Below are 20,769 nucleotides of genomic sequence, written 5' to 3' on the forward strand. Positions count from 1 at the left end.
TTTGTAACGGCCTCCTCGCAAGCTGAACGGTATTCTTTTTTGCCGTTGCCCCTAATTCTACCGAGAGAACGACTGTAAAAATGGTAATACCGTGCTTAAAAATGTTAAATTATTGGCACTGTCGTCTACACACGAAATGCTACCTAGCTTCTTCCTGCTTTTTAAACGATTGCTGAAATCTTGTCCGGTACTTGAGCGGTGTCGTGCCGACCTCCTGCTTGAACAATTGCACGAAGTAAGACGGATTCGGAATGCCCACCTCGTGCCCGACCATCTCGACCGATTTTGTCGTTGTCTCAAGCAGCCTGCATGCCTGTCTGATACGTTTCGCAATGACATACTCCTTGAGCGTGCTGCCCGTTCCTTCATGGAACAGCTTCGACAAATAAAACTTGGACAAATGCATGGCTTCGGCAAGATCGTCAAGATGGAACGATTCGTGATAGTGTTCATCGATCCATTGCATCGCTGCTTGGATATATCCCGTCGATTGCCGTTCAGCCTTATAGGACAGCTTCGCATAGGAAGGAGTGCTTGATAGGATAACGTCAAGCAGCCTAAGAACCATCATCGCGATTTCCTCCGGGTCTTCGGCTTTCTCATCCTTCCTTGTATGGTGATAATCGTCGTAAATGCGTTCGACAGCAGCTTCGGATGAAGACAAGTCGATTGCCTGCAATTGCCGAGAACCGCGCAGAAGCGCCGTAAATAGATGGCCGCGTTTGGGGAAAGGCTGGAGCATAGATTCGATAAACTGTGGTTCGAAATGGAAAATGGTACGCGTGTAGGGCTGCTCCGGGCTAACATCCGCATACACATGATGCAGCTGATAAGGCTGAAAGAAAAACAGCATGCCGCGCCGCAGCGGGAATGTGTGGCCGCCAATGACGACATGTCCCGTCCCTTCGTGTACGTACAAAACCTCACAGCATTGATGCCAATGCTGATATCCCTTATATTGGCCGGTATTGTGAAGCCGGTAATCCCAGAACAGCTTTGCGCCTCCAAAGACGACCGCATCAAACATCCGTTTCATGATCCATCCCCCCGCTGCAATCAAAAGTCTATCTTTATCGTAGCAATGCGGTTCTCATCAGCCTATCGCACTTTTGCAAGATTGCTAGCAATTTTTAATGAAAAGAAAAGAAAATCGTCCGGCCATTTTCATTCCAACGAATGGAACGAAAAAAGACAGCGAATAATCGCTGTCCCTTCGGCCATTATAGATCGGCTGCCGCGAGCTTACGTAATCTTCGGCATCACCGTCGCAGCAGGCACATCAATCGTAACGCACGCGCCTGGTCCGCCCTGCTTGTCTCCAAATCGGATAGCATTCGGTTCTCCGAAGTAAAGCTCAAGCCGCTTTTCGATATTTTTGGTTCCGTACCCGCTTCCTTGATAAGTAGGCCGTCTGCGTTCGCCGCCTTCCTTCATGCCGGGACCATCGTCTTCAACCGTAATTCTCAAGCGTTCATTCATAATTTTTCCATTGATCATGATCGTTCCGCTGCCGGTGTCGCTCTCCAAAATGCCATGGACAATCGCGTTTTCGACAAGCGGCTGCAGCGTAATTTTAGGCAGAAGACAAGCCTTTGCTTCCTCTTCCACATCGATGGTGAAGGCGATTCGCCCTTTGTACCGTTTTTGCTGAATCTCCATGTAGTGCTTACATAAGAGCAGCTCGTGTTCAACGGAGACATAATCCTCGCCTTTACCGAGAATAAGCTTGTAGTAATCCGAAAGCGCGTAGATCACCTCTTGAATGTTGCGGCGCTCGTCTTTCTTGGCCATCCATACGATCATGTCCAGCGTATTGTATAGAAAATGAGGGTTGATTTGCGATTGCAGCGCCTTCAATTCCGCGCCAAGCTTTTCTTGGCCTAGCTTAAATTGTTCCTTCATCAGTTCCCTAACGCTATTAATCATATAGTTATAGCTGGAAACCAAGTGTCCGACCTCATCCTCCCGAGGCTCGATGTCCAGTGTATTCAGCCTGCCTTGTCGGACTTGAATCATTTTGTTCATCAGAAGGAAAATCCGGGAGGTGATGGAGCGCGTTACCGGATAAATAACGAGCAGCAGCAGAACGCTGATCAACAGATACGTTACCAGCATCTGGTTGCGAATGGCGTTAATGTCTTCCGATAACGCTTGCTGCGATATGACGGAACGAAGATAAAGATTCGACGTGCCGACTCGAATGCTTCTTGCCAAATAATCGCCGGATGGAAGCGAAATCTCAGCGAATTCGCTCGATTGCCCTACATCAAGCGGCAGCCGCATGGATGCCAGCTTATCTTCCCGGTTGCTCACAACGAGCTCCCCGCCGTCGGTCTCCAAATAAACCAATTGATCCAGGATAGAAGCGGTTAAGTACTGCCGGAGCATGTCCGGGTTCATTCGAATCGTGACGATGCCGACCGGCTCCGAGTAATTATCGCTGTTCCATAATATTCTCCCAAGCGTTAAGTAGGTGTGGGAAACCGCACGTTCGTCCGTTTCGCGAACGAGCACCCATACGGACTCCCCGCCGCCGTTTAACACGTTTTGTGCCCAAGACTCGTTCTGGACGCTGTCGAGAGGGCGATACATCTTCGCGTCCTCGGCCGTTACAACGAACCGTCCGTCAATGTAATATACAATACCGTCGTACTCGGAATGATTTTGCAAAATGTTCGTGTATTCGGTAATGTGCTCGAACTCTGCTAGCTGCTCCCATACGGCCATGCTCTCCGGATCTCTCGAGAAGACGTCATTTAGCTTTTCGTCGATCATAATCATCGAAGAAATCTCTTCAATATGCGAAAATTTGCTGGACAGCATCGAGAGCGATTGCGTGAAGCTCTGATCAGCAGCGAATTGCTGATTGCTAACCACGGAATCGCGAAGCTCCCCATATGACAAAAAAAACGTAAAGACGAGAGGCCCAATGCCAACTGCCGCCAATAGCACAATCAGCTTTTTCCGTAAGGACAGATCTCTGATTCGTTTCGCCAGCCTCATCCGGATGTCAGCTTCCTATATTCAACCGGGGTCATGTCGGTAGCAGCCTTGAATACCTTCGCAAAGTAGCTTGCGCTTGCGTACCCGCATCTTTCAGCCACTTCATTCATTTTGAAATGCTCGTTCCGAACCAGCTTCTTCGCAAGCTCTAACCGGTAATCGCTGATGTATTGTTTAATCGTTGTTCCTGTCTCCTGCTTGAACAAAGCTCCGAGATGGGCGGCAGACATATGTAGCTGGTCGGCAATCCTCTGAATGTCCAAATCCGCGTCGCCGTAATGGGAAGCAATATAGTCCATGACGGAGCGCACCGTTCGGGAATAAGGCGATGCCTTCTGGACTTCCTCCTGATAAGCTCTGCAGAGTTCAAGCATGAACAGGCGAATTTCCTCGATCGAATCGGCTTGTTCGATCACGTCCTTCGCGTCCTGAGCCTGATAGATTTGATGAAAGCCGATTAATATTCCGTTCTTCTCTCTAAGCATAGCTTGCGCGAAGGACGCGAACATCGATTGGACGCTGTCTCTGCTAAGAGTCGCATCCCGGATCAGCTCGTCGCAGAATGCATCGACCCATGCCGAAAGCTTCTCCGGCTCCTTCTTCAAGTAATGGGAAAACTCTACAAAAACATCCGAACGAACCGCCGCGGTCGCGGATTTCGTCCGATCTGACGAAAACAAACGAAGCTCAGGCCGGTAAAAGGAATGCTGCAAGGCGGAAAGCGCTGATCTGCAGCTATCGGCAACTCCGTCTAACCCCGTTACAGACAGGTCTCCAATCCCGATCGTCAAATCGGGAAATTGCCGCAGCATCGCAGCAGCTAACGAAGCGATCCGTTCCTCTTCCTGACGCTGGAATGCCGTAACGATGAGCAGAGTTCTCGTGTCCAGCCGCTCAGCGATTGACGGAAACCCTTGCTGCTTCCAGACATCGTGAATCTCCGTCAACCGATCCCGTTCGGTCTTGCTCCCTTTTCCGAACTGGATCGCCATCCCCCTATATTGTCTATTGGCGGCTGGAAACCCGGCCACTTCGCATAACCGCTTAATCTCCTCATCATGACCGGTTTTCGTTCGCAGCATGTTGGCTAGCTTGAACTTCTCTAGTTCAAGCTTCTGACCGTTTAGCTCATCTTGAAGCTTCAGTTGACGGATCGCGGTTACCGTTTTTTGAATCGCCTTTTCCAGCTCCGGGATTCGGATCGGCTTCTCGATATAATCGACGGCAGACAGCTTAATCGCGCTTTTCAGATAATCGACTTCCATATAACCGCTCATAAATAACAGCTTGCTGTCAGGCGACGCTACAGCCAGCTTCTCCGCGAATTCGATTCCGTTTAATCGCGGCATCCGAATATCGGTTAATACGATATCCGGCTGATGGACCGTCGCCAAACGAAGCGCCTCTTCTCCATCTCGTGCCTGGTATACCTGTGCAATCCCATAGTCCGACCAGTCGATGGCTTCGATGAGACCTTCCCGCGTATAATCGTCATCATCGGCAACAAGTATTCTCATCCGCTAACCTCCCCCCGATCGCGATTCGGCAAAAGCATCCAGCTGCTGCTGCAGCTCATGCAGGAATGTATCCATCCCCGCGCCGCGAAGCTGAGCCCTAGCGTTGTTCCATTCGGTGTCAATGTCATCAGCGATCCCAACGGCTAGCGGTTGGATATAACGCGACCTTACCTTCTCCAAATTGGCGAGCTCCTCCGTTACGGCAGCGTTATCGAACACGAATCCGCGATATGGGCTTTCGCCCCCCGACTGAGCCAGTCTTTTCCCTTCGGCCTGCAGGCGGTCGTGAATTTCCTGCCACTCCCCCGGATGTTTGGCTCGCATGTTCATCGTGTCGTCATTAAGCCCCGTCCAGCCCGGCTTTCGGTTTTCAGCAGGGATGCCCTCGTAGTAAATGCGGTTTTCACTGTCGATTTTATAATGCTCGCCTTCAACCCCATACTGGAGCAGATTGTAGTAAGTTTGGTCGGTATGCGCCTTGGCGATCAGCCGAAGCGCCTTCTCGACATGCTTCGAATGAGCGCCGACCGAGATCACGCTGGTTCTGTCAAGGGAATGATAGGGCATGTAGCTAGGAACGTTGTGCAAGTAATAATCGAACCAGCCGTATTCAAAGTCGGGATGCGTTTCTTTCAGCACGCTTATGTAACCGATGCTTACTGCGCCGAAATGATTGTTGAATTCAATCGGTTTTTTGTCCCGCTTCATAAGCTCCAGCGTTTCGCTGGTCGAATTGCCTTGCGCGGCCAAAATGTTCGGATCAACGACGCCGTCCTTAAACCATTTGTTGGCATATTCCAGAACCTGACGATACTCAGGGGTGTCGTACATGCTGACTGCCATATAAGGCTCATCGACAGCCGCCACGGCATACCCTTTTACCAGCGTATGATATTTGGATCCGGCGATCAGCGTCCACAGATTATCGGCGAACCGCTTATCGTTGATCATTGGCGCATCCGGGTAAACTTCTTTCGCTTTATAAATATACTGTTCGGCGGTTGCCAGATTTACGATTTCAGGCAGTCCCCACTGCTTTCGCAGATCTTCCCGGTAGAGCATTCCCTCGCTCCCGCCGCCAGGCTTAAAATATTGAGGGATTCCATATAGCTTGCCATTGATTAAAATTTCATCCAAAACCCCTTCGTAATGCTCGACCAGCTCCGGCACGGCATGCAGGTAAGGCGAAAGGTCGGCAAACGCATTTTTGGCGGCGAACGTAATATAGTCAGACCACGCGCCTCCCACATACAGATCGTATTCTTTGGCTGCTATGGCCCGGCTGATTTGATTTTTTTCATCGCCCCACGGCACAAAGTCGAACCGGATTCGCAGACCCAAGTCGCGCTCCGTGAGCGCATCAAGCTGCTTGTAGAACGTCTCCATCCCTCCTGCCGGCTCCGACCCCATTGTAAGCCCTTTCAATTCTATAATATCGTCAGCAGCTTCATCTTCCGCTTCATTGGTAAACGCAGCGTTTGGCGCCTGTTCCGAGCAAGCGGACAGGAAGAGCGTAAGTATTATCGTTAGGAGTGCCGTTTTTCTCATCCAGCCTGCGGGTTTCATTACGTTCGGGCGCCCCTTTCCGGCAAATATACGTACGGTCTCGTACAGCATCATTGTACAGGATTGAGCCGGCTTCCACTATATGAATCTTCCATTCCTAACAGCCACTTTGCCGCGTCCAGTATATTTTCAGCTATGTAATCAGGTTGAGCTTCTTCCCATTTATGTCTATACGTCGTTAAGGAAGCTTCGCCCCATCCTGTTTTTACCAATATTTTAATTGCTCCTACCGCATGGGCAGCCAGCATATCCGTGTCGCCAACATCGCCGATAACGACGCATCTTGTCAGGTCAAGCCGATGCTGCTTCGCCGCGTCCAATAACATGCCCGGCTTCGGCTTTCTGCATTGGCATTCCTGCTCATGCGGACAAATATACGCTTGGTCGAATCCGAACCGAATAAATTGTTCTTCAAACTCCTGAATCGTTGCTTCACCCCGGGAAATTCGATATTGATTCGTAAAGGCAAAGACTTGAAGCCCAGCCGCCTTCAGCAGATCGATTGCCAGCTGCGCATCCTCGAATAAGCGAAAATCCTTCGGATGAATAAAATGCCCATTGCCGCCGATTGTGCCGTCCCGGTCAATAAAAACGGCTTGAAGATGAAGTTTATGGTCACGCATCCTGATCCCTCCTTCATTGCATCCATGCAGCCTGAGGATTAAAATCCTCTCCGCTTCAACCAGCGTCTGCAAGTATCCGCCCAGCATGCCGTATCCGGCAGCTCAGGGGCAAGTCCGATACCGTGCTTTCCTTGCTCGAAAATATGAAGCTCAAAGGGCACGCCATGACGGCTGAGAGCCCCGGCGAACAATAGACTATTCTCCGGAGGAACGGAGTTGTCTTCCGCTGTATGCCACAGAAAGGTTGGAGGCGTATCCGCGTTCACTTGAAGCTCGCTCGATAATGCATGGATAAGCTTCTCCCCCGGTTCGCTTCCCAGCTGTGCTTCTCTTGAGCCGGCATGCGTATACGGCTCCGTGAAGGTAATCACGGGATAGCATAAAATAAGTCCATCCGGCCTGCTGCTGTGCCGATCGATCGGATCGTCGGACATCGGGTCGCCTTCATCGAAATGGGTTCCCACCGTCGAGGCGAGATGTCCTCCCGCCGAAAAGCCCATTACCGCGATGCGGCCGGGATCGACATTCCATTCGCCCGCGTAATAACGGGCATACCGGACGGCCCGTTTGCCATCCAGCAGCGGCGCCGGGTATCCATACGGATGAACCCGATAATGCAGAACGGCTGCCGAAACGCCAATCTCATTCAACCACCTTGCAATGGGATAAGCTTCATGCTCCGCCCGCGTTCTATATCCGCCGCCCGGGCAAATGATGACAAGCCCGGTCGGTTTGGAATCCGGTACAAGAAACAGCTCCAACCTCGGTATATCCTCGCTTTCGTTGCCCTTGGCCATAGGTGCCTCATTCGGCCACAATCGATGGATCATAAGCATCTTCCTTTCGAAAAGTGTAAAACAAAGAGCAGCCGCTTAAGCAACTGCTCTCGTATCTCTTGCTGGTTGGCAACGCTTATTAAGAAACTGTCCGTTGGACTTTCTTCTGTTCGCCTGCCTTCTGTGACGACGCTGTCTCGTTAAGACCCAGCGTTTGAGCCGTAGACTCAAGCAGCTCCTGGAAAAGCCCCGGATTTTCCACGAGCGAAACGCCATAAGAAGGAATCATCTCTTTAATTTTCGGCTCCCACTCTTTGAGCTGCTGCGGGAAGCATTTTTTAATCACTTCAAGCATAACGTGGACGGCCGTTGAAGCGCCCGGTGAAGCGCCCAGCAATGCGGCGATCGAGCCGTCAGCCGCGCTGACCACCTCCGTGCCGAATTGAAGCGTGCCTTTGCCGCCCTCAACTGTGTCTTTAATAACCTGAACGCGCTGTCCTGCCACGACCAAATCCCAGTCCTCGCTTCTTGCATCCGGGATAAAATCGCGCAATTCTTCCATGCGCTGTTCTTTGGAAAGCATGAGCTGCTGAATCAGATATTTGGTCAAAGCCATGTTTTTGGCGCCTGCTGCCAGCATCGTGATGAGATTATCCGGTTTGACCGAAGTGACCAGATCGAACATGGAGCCCGTCTTCAAAAACTTCGGCGAGAAGCCGGCAAACGGCCCGAACAACAGCGACTTTTTGTTATCGATATATCTTGTGTCAAGATGCGGCACGGACATTGGCGGCGCGCCAACCGACGCTTTGCCGTACACCTTGGCGTGATGCTGCTCTACCACCTGAGGGTTCGTGCACACCATAAAGAGTCCGCTTACCGGGAAGCCGCCGATATGCCTGCCCTCTGGAATTCCGGACTTTTGAAGCAAATGCAAGCTTCCGCCCCCCGCCCCAATAAAGACGAATTTGGCGGTATGCTGTTCAACGGAACCGGTAGCCAAGTTTTTCACTTTCAAATTCCATAATCCGTCGCTCGTGCGCTTCAAGCTGTTAACGCTATGTTTGTAGTTGATTTCAACGTTTTTGCTCTTCAAGTGCTCGAACAGCATTCGCGTTAGCGCGCCGAAGTTGACATCGGTTCCGGAATCGATTTTCGTAGCCGCAATCGGCTCATCGTGTTTACGGTTTTTCATCATGAGCGGAATCCATTCGGCCAGCTTTGCCGGGTCGTCAGAAAACTCCATTCCTTGGAACAGAGGACTTCTCGACATCGCCTCATAACGGTTTTTCAAAAACTTGACGTTCGCTTCCCCGCGCACATAACTCATATGCGGCAATGGCATAATAAAATCCTGAGGATTGCGAATGAGCTTGCTCTCCACCAGATAAGACCAAAATTGTCTCGAAAGCTGGAACTGTTCGTTAATTTTTATCGCTTTGCTGATATCAACGGTTCCATCCGATTTTTCGACCGTATAGTTAAGCTCGCACAACGCAGAATGCCCCGTTCCCGCATTATTCCACTCGTTGGAGCTCTCTTCGCCTGCTGCCGCCAGCTTCTCAAGCACTGTAATTTTCCAGTCCGGCACCAGCTCCTTCAGCAGAGTCCCCAAGGTTGCGCTCATGACTCCGGCACCGATCAAGATTACGTCTGAATTTGTTTGTTTATTACTCATTATTAACCGTCCTTATATCTTATGATTTGCAGAAAAGATGCCATTTCTCCTGAATAGGCGCACATCTTTCTGGATCAAAAATGACCTTTATTGTATAGTGTATCACTATTATTTATAGATTTAAATAAATTCCTCATTGATAGTTTTTATCAGGCCAATAACAAAACTTGCTTTATAGATCGTTATATCGTAATATTGCAATATACCGTTTATCGAATTGAGGTGTTCAATCGTGGATAACAACTTTCAACGTTTCAACGAAGCATCGGACATGTTAAAGGCGCTGGCACATCCCGTTCGCTTATGTATTGTGAAGGGACTGCTCCAAAAGGGCCGCTGCAACGTTGGCTATATGCAGGAATGCCTCGACCTGCCGCAGTCTACGGTATCCCAGCATCTACAGAAGCTCCGTCATTTCGGAATCGTCACGACGGAGCGCAACGGACTCGAAGTCAACTACACCATTGCCGACGAGAGAGTGAAAGAAATTATAAAGGTTTTCTTCGGGGAGGAATAAGAATGAGCAAAAAAGTGTTAATCGTGGGCGGTGTCGCCGGCGGCGCTTCGGCAGCCGCAAGGCTGCGCCGATTGGATGAGGAAGCGCATATTGTCATGTTTGAAAGAGATGAGCACATTTCGTTTGCCAATTGCGGCTTGCCCTACTATATCGGAGATTCCATCAAGGACCGCTCGAAGCTGCTCGTACAGACGCCTGAAGCGATGCACAAGCGCTTTAACCTCGACATCCGTACGAATAGTGAAGTGATTAGGGTTGACCCCGTCTCCAAAACCGTGCGGGTAAATAGCAAAGAGCGCGGCGTTTATGAGGAGAGTTACGACAATCTGATTTTGTCGCCGGGGGCACGGCCTATTCGCCCTGCTCTTCCAGGCATTGAAAGCACGAAAATATTTACATTACGCAATTTGGCCGATACAGACCGTATAAAAAATCAAGTCACCGACTTGCGCGCAAAGTCTACGGTCGTGATAGGCGGCGGATTCATCGGCGTGGAAATGGCCGAAAATCTGAAGGAAATCGGTCTTGTTGTGACATTGGTGCAATCCGGCGGGCAGCTGCTCGCGCCTTTTGACCCCGAGATGTCCAACGTTCTTGCGAAAGAGCTGGAAGACCATGGCGTCAACCTCCTATTTTCAGACAGCGCGCAAGCCTTTAAGGAAACCGGTGATCAAATCCAGGTTGAGCTGGCCAGCGGAACGGTTTTGACGACCGATATGGTCTTGCTGGCGATCGGCGTAACGCCGGACACCGACTTTTTAAAGGACAGCGGACTTGCGCTCACTTCAAAAGGCCATATCGTTGTAAATGAAAGGCTGGAGACCAATCTGGATGGCGTGTATGCCGTCGGCGACGCGATAGAAGTAACCGATTTCGTAAGCGGCCGCAAGACGGCAATCCCTCTTGCAGGCCCGGCTAACAAACAAGGACGTATCGCAGCGGACAATATTTGCGGATTAGGAACGACGTACAAAGGCTCGCAAGGAACGTCGATCATCAAGGTGTTTGGGCTGACAGGCGCCGCTACCGGCAATAACGAAAAAACGCTGAAGCAGCTGGGTATTCCTTACCACGTCACCTACGTGCATCCAAGCTCGCATGCCTCTTATTATCCGGGTGCTGTTCCCCTAACCATAAAGCTGATTTTTGATCACGCCGGCGTCATCTTGGGCGCGCAGGCCGTCGGTCCAGACGGTGTGGACAAGCGAATGGACGATATCGCGACTGTAATACGGCTTCGCGGCACGGTGAACGATTTGACGGAGCTGGAGCTAACGTATGCGCCGCCCTACTCCTCTGCCAAGGATCCTGTCAATATGGCCGGGTATACGGCGGAGAACATCCTTGCAGGCAGAACGAAGGTTTACATGCCGGAGGATCTAAAAGCAATCGATCCCGAAAAGGTGACGCTCGTTGACGTCCGTTCCGAAATCGAGCATAAGAACGGCCACATTCCGGGCTCTATCCTCATCCCTGTAGATGAGCTGCGAGACCGCCTGCATGAACTTGATCCAGGCAAGGAAATTTGGGTTTACTGCCAGGTGGGATTGCGCGGCTACACCGCTTCTCGCATCCTGCAGCAGAAAGGGTTTCGCGTTCGCAATCTAGCCGGAGGTTATAAAACGTATAAAATAGCGACTTATCAACCGGGTGCGCGCAAATCGCCGGCCCAAGCATCACCCGTTACGGCGCATCAGCAGCAGACGGCAGCGGCAGCCGAGCAGCAAGAACGGATCATCCATGCCGATGCCGTATTGGACGCTTGCGGCTTATCCTGTCCGGGTCCTCTTATCGAGGTCAAACAAAAAATGGAGCGGCTGGAGGATGGACAAGTATTGCGCGCAACGGCATCCGACCCGGGATTTTACGAAGACATTCAGGCATGGGCCCGCATGTCCGGCAACGAGGCGATCCAGGTCGGCAAGGCGGAAAACGGCATGATTGAAGCGTATGTAAGAAAAGGCGTTCCTCAATCGCCTTCCGCTCCGCTGCCCGCTTCTCCTCCTTCCGACGGCAGCTCGATGGTTGTGTTCAGCGGCGATCTTGATAAAGCTATCGCCTCTTTCATTATCGCCAATGGAGCGGCGGCAAGCGGGAAAAAAGTGTCGATGTTTTTTACATTCTGGGGCTTGAACGTCATTAGAAAGCCGGAGAAGGTTCCGGTCGCGAAAACATTTATCGGCCGCATGTTCGGGATGATGATGCCGCGCGGCAGCAAGAAGCTTACGCTTTCGAAGATGAACATGCTGGGTATGGGCGCTAAGATGATTCGCGGCGTGATGAAGGGTAAAAACATCTCCTCCCTCGAGGAATTAATCGCATCCGCCATTGATCAAGGAGTGGAGGTTGTCGCCTGCCAAATGTCGATGGATGTGATGGGCATACAAAAAGAAGAGCTGATCGACGGCGTAAAAATAGGCGGCGTTGGTTATTACCTCGGCAAAGCTGATCAATCCGGCATTAATTTGTTTATATAATATAAAAAGCGGCCCGAATGTTCGCGTTCGGGCCGCTTTACTGGGTCCAGTTAGTTATCGATTATGTTGCAAAAACGGCCGAAGCGCATCAGCCCATCGGCGATATCCGCGCTCCGTTAAGTGGCAGAAATCGGGAGCGGTTTCGACGGATAACGATCCGTCCGGCTCCAGCAGCTGCGGACCTAAATCGATGAAAGCATAGCGGCGTTCCTTGGCGATTTCAGCATAGTGCGAATTGATTTCCGCAATAACGGCTCGGCGCGGATGGTTTGGGTATTGTTCCCTCGGGAGCACGGCCATCACGACGATTTGGGCCCCAGGGGCCAGAGCTTCAACCTTGTCGCAGATCGCGCGCAGCCCTTCCGCGATTTCTTGCGGCTGATTCGCCCGGGCGTTCTCGGTTTCGCTTGTATTGTTGGTTCCGATCAAAATGATTACAGTACGGGGAGACAAGCCGTTCAGCTCGCCATGGTCAAGGCGCCAAAGCACGTTTTGCGTCCGGTCCCAGCCAAATCCTAAATTCAGGACGCGATATGGAGCAAAAACGGCGTTCCACGCATCTGGAGCGCCTTGAATCCCTGGGGTGTGCGGATCCCCTCCCCAGAAGTGGGTGATGGAATCGCCGATTAATACGATCTCCGGATTAACGGATTCCTGAATCCGCAGCACATGCTCATGCCGCTCCCACCAGTCATAACAATCCTCCTCCAGCTTAGGGACTGGAATAACGGCCGTATTCCTTGTTTCATTTTTGTCATTCACAGCGGATACCCTCCGAGCAATCATAGACTCTTCACATCAAATGGATTACGAACATCTTACTTGCGCAATTTGTACAACGTCAAGAACCGTCCTGCACACGCAGGACGGTTCTTGCTTAAGTATACGGATCAGGCCTTATGTTTTTGCTTTATCAGCCCGCCTGCTTCCCGCTCCTAGCAGCTTTCAACCGCTCCAGCTCGGTCCGTATCTCCTCTTGATGATCCAGCTGTTCCATAGGAACACCAGCCGGATACGGCAGCAATTGCCGTACTGACGCCCCGGCTTCCAGCCTCCGCACCTTCTCCTCCAGCCGATCGAATCCACGTATCGCTTGTTCGGTCCGATAAGCCGGATAAGCGGCTGCGCTTTCGATTGCCTGTGCGGCCTTTGCTCTAAGCGTAAGAAAATGCAGTCGATTGTGCAGGTCAAGGTGCAGCTCCTTCAAGCGGACAATCTCGTCCTTCAGCGCTGCCAGCTGGCTGCGGATCGCGGCAAGTCTTTGCTCATAGCTCTGGAGCAGCTTCTCGTGCTGAAGCTTGTCCGCTATCGCCATTTCCGCAATACGCTCCTCTTCGCGGTCCACCGCCAATTCGGCTTGCCGCATCCGCTTCGCGGCGATCTGCGCCGTCTGTTCGATCAGCACAAGATATTCCTGTTCAGCAGCCAGCTGACCGGCGTAGACCCTGCTTATTTTTTCGATTTGCTCTTCGATTTGGCGCAGGTACAGCTTCGCCATGCTCTCCGGATCTTCGCATCTATCCAGTAAGGAATGAATGTCTGCCGCCACTATTTCTTTTACTCGTTTGATTATTCCCATCGCGTTGTCCTCCTTAGCAGGATTGATTTATTTAATCGCATTGCGTTCCCATTCATCTAGAAAGCTGCCTCTGTCGACCGGCGCATTCCTAACATGGGCGTAATAGGTGCCGTCAAAAGATGGATCGCGCTTGCTCTTCGATTGGATGATAAGCAAAAGGGCCATTAAAAGAACGCCCCATACCGGGGACAAAAGGCTCATGAGCGCGAAGCCCGCCGCAACCGCACATACGAAGCGGAGAATGCCCCTTGCTTTCGACCACAGCCAGATTGCCGCAGTCAGCGCGGCCGCCTTCATTACGGCCAATACCGGCGCCAGCCAGACTGCAGCGGAATGATGCTGGGCAACTTGACGAATGAAAAGTCCGCCATGCCCTCCGCGGACCGGTCCATGCTGAATATAGATATAGTTGGTATGGCCCGTCACCGCCATCGCTTTGACGAGCACAAGAATGAGCGCGGCTCCGGCAACACCGGCAGCCGTGAGCCAAATGGTACGATTCCTTTTCATGCTGCCACCTCCTTCCGACTTGTTTTATCGTACAAGCCCATCTTAAAAAACGAATCTGAAAGGAAAATGAACTGGAGCTTAGCAGGAAATGAAAGCAAGCTAAAAAAAAGCTGAACATTTTAATCGGCGGCGTTTTTATGCTAGCATACTTGTACACCATCATTTGTTATCAAGGGGGAGTAAGGATGATCGACGAAAAGGATTTAAAGTATTTGCGACGCTGTGTCGAGCTTGCAGAGGCGGCTCTTGACGCCGGCGACGAGCCGTTTGGCTCGATATTGGTATCGGAAGACGGAGAAGTGCTTATGGAGGACCACAATCACGTAGCAGGCGGCGACCATACGCAGCATCCGGAATTTGCGATTGCGCGTTGGGCTGCGCAGAATATGCCGTTGGCCGAGCGGCAGCGCGCGACAGTCTATACCTCGGGAGAGCATTGTCCGATGTGCGCGGCGGCCCATGGCTGGGCCGGGTTGGGGCGGATTGTCTATGCCAGCTCCTCCGCACAATTAACGGAATGGCTGAGGGAGCTGGGAGTGGCGGAATCGCGCGTTCGACCGCTTGCGATTCAAGAAGTCATTCGCGATACGGTCATTGACGGCCCCGTACCTGAGCTGGCCGAGCAAGTCCGCGAGCTGCACCGCAAACTTCATCGGTCAAGACAGCAGTCATAAATCCAACGAAAAAAGCCGCGGAAAGCGGCTATTTTTCGTTATGACTCGGCGGGCTGACGAATTCCCGCAAAATCGCAATCCAGCGTATGATCCTGCACCATGCCGCAGGCTTGCATCAGGGCGTAACATATGGTCGTCCCAACGAAAGTAAAACCGCGTTTCTTCAAGTCCTTGCTCATCGCATCCGATTGAGGGGTGGATGCCGGCACTTCGGTTCGATCCCGCCAATGATTCACAATCGGGTTGCCGTCAACAAATCGCCAAATGTACGCGTCGAAGGTGCCGAATTGTTCGCGAACCTTCAAGAAGCATTGCGCATTGTTAATGGCCGAGCGGATCTTCAAGCGATTACGGATGATGCCTTCATTCGCCAGCAGCTCCGCTACTTTCTGATCGTCATAAAGCGCGACCTTCTCCGGGTCGAAGCCATCGAAAGCACGGCGGTATTCCTCGCGTTTCGTCAGCACCGTATACCAGCTGAGTCCCGCCTGCGCGCCTTCCAATACAAGAAATTCGAACCACTTCCGATCCTCATGGACAGGGATTCCCCACTCACGGTCATGATACTCCGCATATATCGGATCATCATTAACCCATGCGCAACGTGCAGCCATCTTCCGCTCTCCTCGTCATCATTTCAACTTCCTTTAATATACAGAACATACGTTCTGGAAGTCAAGCTGTCTCGAATTTTTGCATGACGATTACGGCATTGTGCCCGCCGAAGCCGAAGGAATTGGACATCCCGATCCGCAAATTTGCCCTGCGCGCTTCGTTCGGAACATAGTCCAGATCGCATTCCGGATCGGGTTGCCGCAAATTTATTGTCGGCGGAATGACGCCATCCTGCAGGCTTTTTACAAGCGCAATCGCCTCTACTCCGCCAGCCGCTCCTAGCAGGTGGCCGAGCATTGATTTATTCGCGGTTACCGGCACCTTGTATGCGGCATCGCCGAACAGTCTTTTGATAGCGGCCGTCTCCGACCGGTCGCCAAGCTCAGTGCTCGTGGCGTGAGCGCTGATGACGTCCACCTGTTCCGGCGAAATGGCGGCATCCCGCAAAGCCTCTCTCATCGCCAGGAAAGCTCCCGTCCCTTCCGGGTGCGTCGCGACCATATGGTACGCATCCGAGCTAGCGCCATAACCGATAACCTCCGCATAAATGCGGGCGTTGCGGCGCAGCGCGTGCGTTAGCGATTCCAGGACGAGAATGCCTGCGCCTTCTCCCATAACGAAGCCGTCCCGGTCACGATCGAACGGGCGGCTTGCCGCTGCCGGATCGTCATTCCGGGTCGATAGCGCCGTCGCGTTGGCGAAGCTGGCAAGAGACAGCTCCGTTATGGCCGCTTCCGCTCCGCCGGCCAGAATAATATCCGTTCTGCCCGCCGCAATCCGGTGGAACGCCTCCCCAATCGCCGTATTCCCAATCGAGCAAGCCGTTACAGGCGATAACGTCGGGCCGTACACCCCTAACCGAATGCTGATCATTGCAGCGGCCATATTCGAGATCATCATCGGAACAAGCGTCGGGCTGACTTTGCCCGCTCCTCTTGTCATCAGCGTTTCATGTTGATGGACAAGAGTTTGAATGCCGCCGATTCCGGATCCGACATAGACGCCGACACGCTCGCGGTCCAGAGTGTTTAGGTCAAGCCCTGCGTCCTGAACGGCTTCTTCGGCAGCGGCGACCGCGAATTGACTGAACCGGTCCATCCGGCGGGCCTCCTTGACGCCGAACAGCTCCTTCGCATCGAAGTCATGGACGAACGCCGCGATTTTCACCTTCTGGCCTTCCGTCTCGAAATGCTCGATTCTCTTAACGCCCGACTCCCCCCGAACGAGATTATCCCACATACGGTCCACTTGATTTCCAAGAGGCGTGACCGCTCCGAGCCCAGTTATAACGACACGTTCCATTGTTAGCTCCTCCCCTATTCTGGTTATAATGTTATCCTGCCACTTCATTTATCCTATTACAAGTTGTTGGCTATCCTAGTATAATAAGTACCAGTATAACGGAATGGAGGCGCCCGTCATGAATCGTCAAACAAGGCTGCAAGCCTTATCCGCATTTCTGAAGCAAGCCCGTTCGCGAATCTCCCCCGCATCGGTCGGCCTGCCTGAGGGAATACGCCGGCGCACGCCTGGACTACGACGCGAGGAAGTCGCTCAGCTCGCGGGCGTAAGCTCAACCTGGTACACCTGGCTTGAGCAAGGCCGGGATATTAAAGTTTCCGCTTTCGTGCTCGAATGTATCGCAACTGCCCTTCAGCTTACGGAGGATGAGCGGAAATACGTATTTTCGCTTGCGCTGGAATCGGGACCTGTCGTTCGGCTGCCAAAGGAGGATAATCCGCAGATCAGCCCCTCTCTTCGCCGGATCATTCAAGATCTGAAGTGCTGCCCGGCGATCATCTCCGATCGCCGCTCTCATATTGTCGGATGGAACGAAGCGGCCGCCCATGTGTTCATCGATTTTGATCAGATTCCTCCGGAGCAGCGGAATTTGATCCGGCTTGTCTTCTCGCGGAGAGAATTGCGGCGTCTTGCGGTCAACTGGGAGCAGTTCACCAATGGCTTTTTGGCCATGTTCCGCGCTTACTACGGACAGTACGTAGACGATGAGTGGTATGAGCAGTTTTTGCAAGAGATGAGAGAAGAGCATCCCGATTTTCAAAGAATTTGGGAAAAGAGCGACGTGAGCTTCGCGCCGGAGATGCTGCTTGAGTTTCGCCACGCGAAGGCCGGCAAAATGCTGTTTCACCTGACATCGCTCCAGGTGCACGGCAGCGCCGATCTCCGCTGCAGCATCTACACGCCGGCTCCGGATACGAATACCGAAGAGAAGATGAAATCGCTTATGATGGAGCGTTAGCGCGATAGATTCTATCTTCGAATAATAAGAGACAGAGGAACCGGCATTCCTCTGTCTTTCGCTGAATGGCTTGTTTTTAGACGGGCAGATTCGACTAGCCAGCTCTTGGATTCATGTTACTGGGAGCCGAAAAACGATGCCAACTCATCAGCATCATACGTTTTAAACACGAGTCCTTTATAATCGAACACAAGCATTACAGGAAATTGCTCGATTTCGAGCTCCTTCTTAAAATCAACGACATAACCCGAGGGAAACGCTCCGAAGCCGATCGGACTTTCGGAAAGGAGCCCCATCAGCTTTTCCCTCGTTTCCGGTTGTAACGGATGTTCTTCCGTCTCCCATACGGTCGTTCTATAGCTTTCTTTCCTGTTGGACAGTAGGGTCTTATACTTTTCTTTGAAGGTCATCTCCATCAACATAACCTCCCTAGCCTCGTAATTAGAGTTGTTTTTAGTCTTGGGAGGGTTAATGAGTACCTTCTGTCCAAGCTTAAGCTGGTCAATATCGCTCATTGTCCCGTCTTCATTCTTTATGACCAATTGATCTGTCTGTTCGATCGAAAGCGCGACGCCATAATCATCGATTCCGCCTCTGATATCTCGCTTGCTCCATTCGGAAATATCGACTTCGATCACATTTTGATCAAGATCCACATGCTGCACCGTTCCGATCATGTTATTGTCTTGGTAGTGGCCATATTCTGTTCCGCAGCCTGCAAGCACAACCCAAAGGAAACAGATAATTAACGATCTAAAATACTTTATAGGCATACCCAACCCCCTCCCAATTGGCGACTCCCCTCTTAATTAATGCCATTAACAATATCAAAAGCCAGCTGTCTAATTTTCCCCTTCCCGCCCGACAGCTCGATCAGCGGGACAATAACATATCCGTCCCCTCGCAAGGAAAGGCTTGCGTCGCTGATAGGGTTGTAAAGAAACTGAATCGTCATCTGAATCGATTTATTTGAATGTTTCTCCTTTATTAAGGCTCTGATTTCATCGCCTAAGACCGGTATGAGAGGGGCCGACATCATCTCCAGCGCGTTTTTCCCGCCGCAAGGATAGGACCACCACCAAGCGAGAAAGGACTGCAGCACTTTGCTGTCCTTTTCTATGGAGCCAGGAAATAACGTCTCATGGATAGTCTGATTGCTTTGCAAGACTGAATCCACCTCTCCTGCTGAATCCCCTTCCGCATATTTCGCCAAGCTGATCGCCCAAGCCTGTCGTATGGATGCTTCATCCCAGAAGATTGCTTCCTCCATGCTGCCGTAAGGGAACAGCTTCACTTCCGCCCCCCTTCGATTATGAAGGATATTCGACAAATACACTAAATAATTCAACAATAACGGAGTGCCGTTACATATCCAATAATCCATTCGAAGCTTCACCTCAAAAAAATAGAGTCACACCCATTATATGGATATGACTCTATTCATACAAACGATTTATTTCAGCTCGCGCAGCACGTCTTGCAGAAATGCCCAAGTCCGTTCTACCGATGAGATGGAGAGATGCTCCTGCGGCGTATGAATCTCGAACAGGTTCGGACCGTAAGACACACAGTCGAGATCCGGCATTTTTTCGATTAGCACGCCGCATTCCAGTCCGGCATGGATCGCTTTGATCTCAAGCGGCTTGCCGAATTTCCGCTCGTACACCGACTCGAACACGGGGCGCAGCTTGGAATCCGCGCGGTACGGCCAGCCAGGGAAGTAGCTGTCATACCGGAAGCCGCACCCGGCCGTCTCGGCCAAGGTCTCCATCGTCCGCAATACGTCGTCAACTTGCGAACGCAGCGAGCTCCTCGACAAGCTGTGCAGGACGATCTCCTCCCCGCTCGTCGTCACCACCCCAAGATTCGAGGATGTACGGACGAGATTCGGAATCGCCTTGTCCATGCTGAGCACACCGTTCGGAATGAGAGTCAGCAGGCGAATGACGGCAAGCTTTGTTTGCTCCGACAATACGTTATCCGCTGGAACCGCACCCGCTTCGTTCTCCGCTTGGAATCCGGCTTCGAGCGAGACCGTTACGCCCTTGTCGCTAACCTGAAATTCGTCCTTCAGCATACGGTTCAACTCTTCGATGCGCGTCGCCGCCGCTTCAACGCCCTCCGCCGTCAAATAAACAACGGCTTCCGCTTCGCGCGGAATCGCATTGACCTTCATCCCGCCGCTTACACGAGCAAGAGCGAAGTCGGTATGGCGCACAAGATCATTCAACACGCGTCCAAGCAGCTTATTCGCGTTGCCGCGCTCGTGAATAATGTCGTCGCCCGAATGTCCGCCGGTTAGGCCCTGTATTTGAATCGTGTAGGGCTCTCCCGCCGCCGCACTCCGTGCTTGCCATACGGCCGGCACCGTATGATAAAGATTAATGCCGCCGGCGCTGCTTACGAACAGAATGCCTTCGCGGTCGGAATCGAAGTTGATCATCATGCGGCCTTTGAGTGGAGAAGCGTCAAGATGGAACGCCCCGACCATTGTCGTTTCTTCCTCTGTCGTCAGAATCATCTCCAGCTCCGGATGCTCGAGCTCAGGCGAATCGATAATCGCCATAGCTGCCGCAACCGCTATGCCGTTGTCTGCGCCTAGCGTCGTTCCGTCCGCATAGATCATGTCGCCATCGATTTTGAACCGGATCGGATCCCGGGTAAAGTCATGCGCCGTTCCTTTATTTTTTTCGCAGACCATATCAAGATGGCCTTGGAAAATGACCGGCTGAGCCGCTTCATATCCGTTCGAAGCCGGCTTGCGGATTATCAAATTGTTGCGTTCATCCTGAATAACCTCACAGCTTCGCTGTCTCGCGAAATCGGCAATGAAGTCGCTGATTGCCTTTTCGTTGCCGGAGCCGCGGGGAATTTGGGACAGCTCCTCGAAATATTGCAATACTTTGTTATCGCCCGTATAGACGCGCGTTATCGTGTCGCTCATAGCTGCATCCTCCTGATCTCAAATTTTCAC

At 51.9% G+C, this 20,769-nt stretch carries 19 protein-coding genes; 4 read left to right on the forward strand and 15 right to left on the reverse strand.

All coding sequences use genetic code 11. From position 1 onward, the window contains the following. Positions 1 to 139: 139 nt before the first annotated feature. The 7 genes from D3P08_RS20765 to D3P08_RS20795 form a co-directional block, all read right to left on the reverse strand. Positions 140 to 1,036, reverse strand: coding sequence for an AraC family transcriptional regulator (locus tag D3P08_RS20765; RefSeq protein WP_119602037.1), 897 nt, complete (start codon positions 1,034 to 1,036; stop codon positions 140 to 142). Positions 1,037 to 1,242: 206 nt separating this feature from the next. Next, on the reverse strand, positions 1,243 to 3,003 hold the full coding sequence (locus D3P08_RS20770) for a sensor histidine kinase (protein ID WP_119602038.1): 1,761 nt from the start codon (positions 3,001 to 3,003) through the stop codon (positions 1,243 to 1,245). After that, entirely contained in the window at positions 3,000 to 4,520 is a 1,521-nt protein-coding gene (locus D3P08_RS20775; RefSeq protein WP_119602039.1) for a response regulator, read from the reverse strand. Before D3P08_RS20775 ends, D3P08_RS20770 begins: the two co-directional genes overlap by 4 nt. 3 nt (positions 4,521 to 4,523) lie before the next feature. Then, complete coding sequence (locus tag D3P08_RS20780) at positions 4,524 to 6,086, reverse strand: ABC transporter substrate-binding protein (RefSeq protein WP_240647680.1); 1,563 nt, start codon at positions 6,084 to 6,086, stop codon at positions 4,524 to 4,526. A gap of 50 nt (positions 6,087 to 6,136) precedes the next feature. Then, a complete protein-coding gene (locus D3P08_RS20785) occupies positions 6,137 to 6,709 on the reverse strand; it encodes an HAD-IIIA family hydrolase (RefSeq protein ID WP_119602040.1) in 573 nt (190 codons plus the stop codon). Between the two features lie 38 nt (positions 6,710 to 6,747). Further along, positions 6,748 to 7,539 (reverse strand): alpha/beta hydrolase, encoded by a 792-nt coding sequence (locus tag D3P08_RS20790; protein ID WP_119602041.1) that lies wholly within the window; start codon positions 7,537 to 7,539, stop codon positions 6,748 to 6,750. A gap of 85 nt (positions 7,540 to 7,624) precedes the next feature. Continuing rightward, the gene (locus D3P08_RS20795) at positions 7,625 to 9,163 is read right to left on the reverse strand and encodes a malate:quinone oxidoreductase (protein WP_119602042.1); all 1,539 of its coding nucleotides are present in this window, start codon (positions 9,161 to 9,163) and stop codon (positions 7,625 to 7,627) included. A gap of 232 nt (positions 9,164 to 9,395) precedes the next feature. Between D3P08_RS20795 and D3P08_RS20800 the strand changes: the two genes are divergently transcribed. Both D3P08_RS20800 and D3P08_RS20805 read left to right on the forward strand, forming a co-directional pair. Next, entirely contained in the window at positions 9,396 to 9,680 is a 285-nt protein-coding gene (locus D3P08_RS20800) for an ArsR/SmtB family transcription factor (protein WP_119602043.1), read from the forward strand. Positions 9,681 to 9,682: 2 nt separating this feature from the next. Further along, positions 9,683 to 12,157: an FAD-dependent oxidoreductase gene (locus tag D3P08_RS20805; RefSeq protein ID WP_119602044.1), complete on the forward strand. Its 2,475-nt coding sequence runs from the start codon at positions 9,683 to 9,685 to the stop codon at positions 12,155 to 12,157. A gap of 54 nt (positions 12,158 to 12,211) precedes the next feature. Here the strand turns inward: D3P08_RS20805 and D3P08_RS20810 are convergent, their stop codons facing one another. From D3P08_RS20810 to D3P08_RS20820, 3 genes are all read right to left on the reverse strand, one after another. Beyond that, on the reverse strand, positions 12,212 to 12,919 hold the full coding sequence (locus D3P08_RS20810; RefSeq protein WP_240647681.1) for a GDSL-type esterase/lipase family protein: 708 nt from the start codon (positions 12,917 to 12,919) through the stop codon (positions 12,212 to 12,214). Between the two features lie 151 nt (positions 12,920 to 13,070). Continuing rightward, complete coding sequence (locus tag D3P08_RS20815; RefSeq protein WP_119602046.1) at positions 13,071 to 13,736, reverse strand: PspA/IM30 family protein; 666 nt, start codon at positions 13,734 to 13,736, stop codon at positions 13,071 to 13,073. A 27-nt stretch (positions 13,737 to 13,763) separates the two neighbouring features. Further along, entirely contained in the window at positions 13,764 to 14,246 is a 483-nt protein-coding gene (locus D3P08_RS20820) for a hypothetical protein (protein WP_119602047.1), read from the reverse strand. A 185-nt stretch (positions 14,247 to 14,431) separates the two neighbouring features. Here D3P08_RS20820 and D3P08_RS20825 point away from each other — a divergent pair, with 185 nt between their 5' ends. Next, positions 14,432 to 14,920: a nucleoside deaminase gene (locus D3P08_RS20825; RefSeq protein WP_119602048.1), complete on the forward strand. Its 489-nt coding sequence runs from the start codon at positions 14,432 to 14,434 to the stop codon at positions 14,918 to 14,920. A 38-nt stretch (positions 14,921 to 14,958) separates the two neighbouring features. Here the strand turns inward: D3P08_RS20825 and D3P08_RS20830 are convergent, their stop codons facing one another. Together D3P08_RS20830 and fabF are read right to left on the reverse strand one after the other, a co-directional pair. Next, on the reverse strand, positions 14,959 to 15,534 hold the full coding sequence (locus tag D3P08_RS20830; protein WP_119602049.1) for a DNA-3-methyladenine glycosylase I: 576 nt from the start codon (positions 15,532 to 15,534) through the stop codon (positions 14,959 to 14,961). A gap of 61 nt (positions 15,535 to 15,595) precedes the next feature. Continuing rightward, positions 15,596 to 16,837: a beta-ketoacyl-ACP synthase II gene (fabF, locus tag D3P08_RS20835; protein ID WP_119602050.1), complete on the reverse strand. Its 1,242-nt coding sequence runs from the start codon at positions 16,835 to 16,837 to the stop codon at positions 15,596 to 15,598. Between the two features lie 118 nt (positions 16,838 to 16,955). Between fabF and D3P08_RS20840 the strand changes: the two genes are divergently transcribed. After that, entirely contained in the window at positions 16,956 to 17,795 is an 840-nt protein-coding gene (locus D3P08_RS20840; protein ID WP_119602051.1) for a helix-turn-helix transcriptional regulator, read from the forward strand. Positions 17,796 to 17,911: 116 nt separating this feature from the next. On the opposite strand, the gene D3P08_RS20845 is transcribed toward D3P08_RS20840, so the two are convergent. From D3P08_RS20845 to D3P08_RS20855, 3 genes are all read right to left on the reverse strand, one after another. After that, entirely contained in the window at positions 17,912 to 18,568 is a 657-nt protein-coding gene (locus D3P08_RS20845; protein ID WP_119602052.1) for a hypothetical protein, read from the reverse strand. 32 nt (positions 18,569 to 18,600) lie between these two features. Further along, on the reverse strand, positions 18,601 to 19,179 hold the full coding sequence (locus tag D3P08_RS20850) for a hypothetical protein (RefSeq protein ID WP_119602053.1): 579 nt from the start codon (positions 19,177 to 19,179) through the stop codon (positions 18,601 to 18,603). 69 nt (positions 19,180 to 19,248) lie between these two features. After that, the gene (locus D3P08_RS20855; protein WP_119602054.1) at positions 19,249 to 20,739 is read right to left on the reverse strand and encodes an aminoacyl-histidine dipeptidase; all 1,491 of its coding nucleotides are present in this window, start codon (positions 20,737 to 20,739) and stop codon (positions 19,249 to 19,251) included. Positions 20,740 to 20,769: the final 30 nt, after the last annotated feature.

This window comes from Paenibacillus nanensis, from assembly GCF_003583765.1.
GTDB classification, from domain to species: domain Bacteria; phylum Bacillota; class Bacilli; order Paenibacillales; family Paenibacillaceae; genus Pristimantibacillus; species Pristimantibacillus nanensis.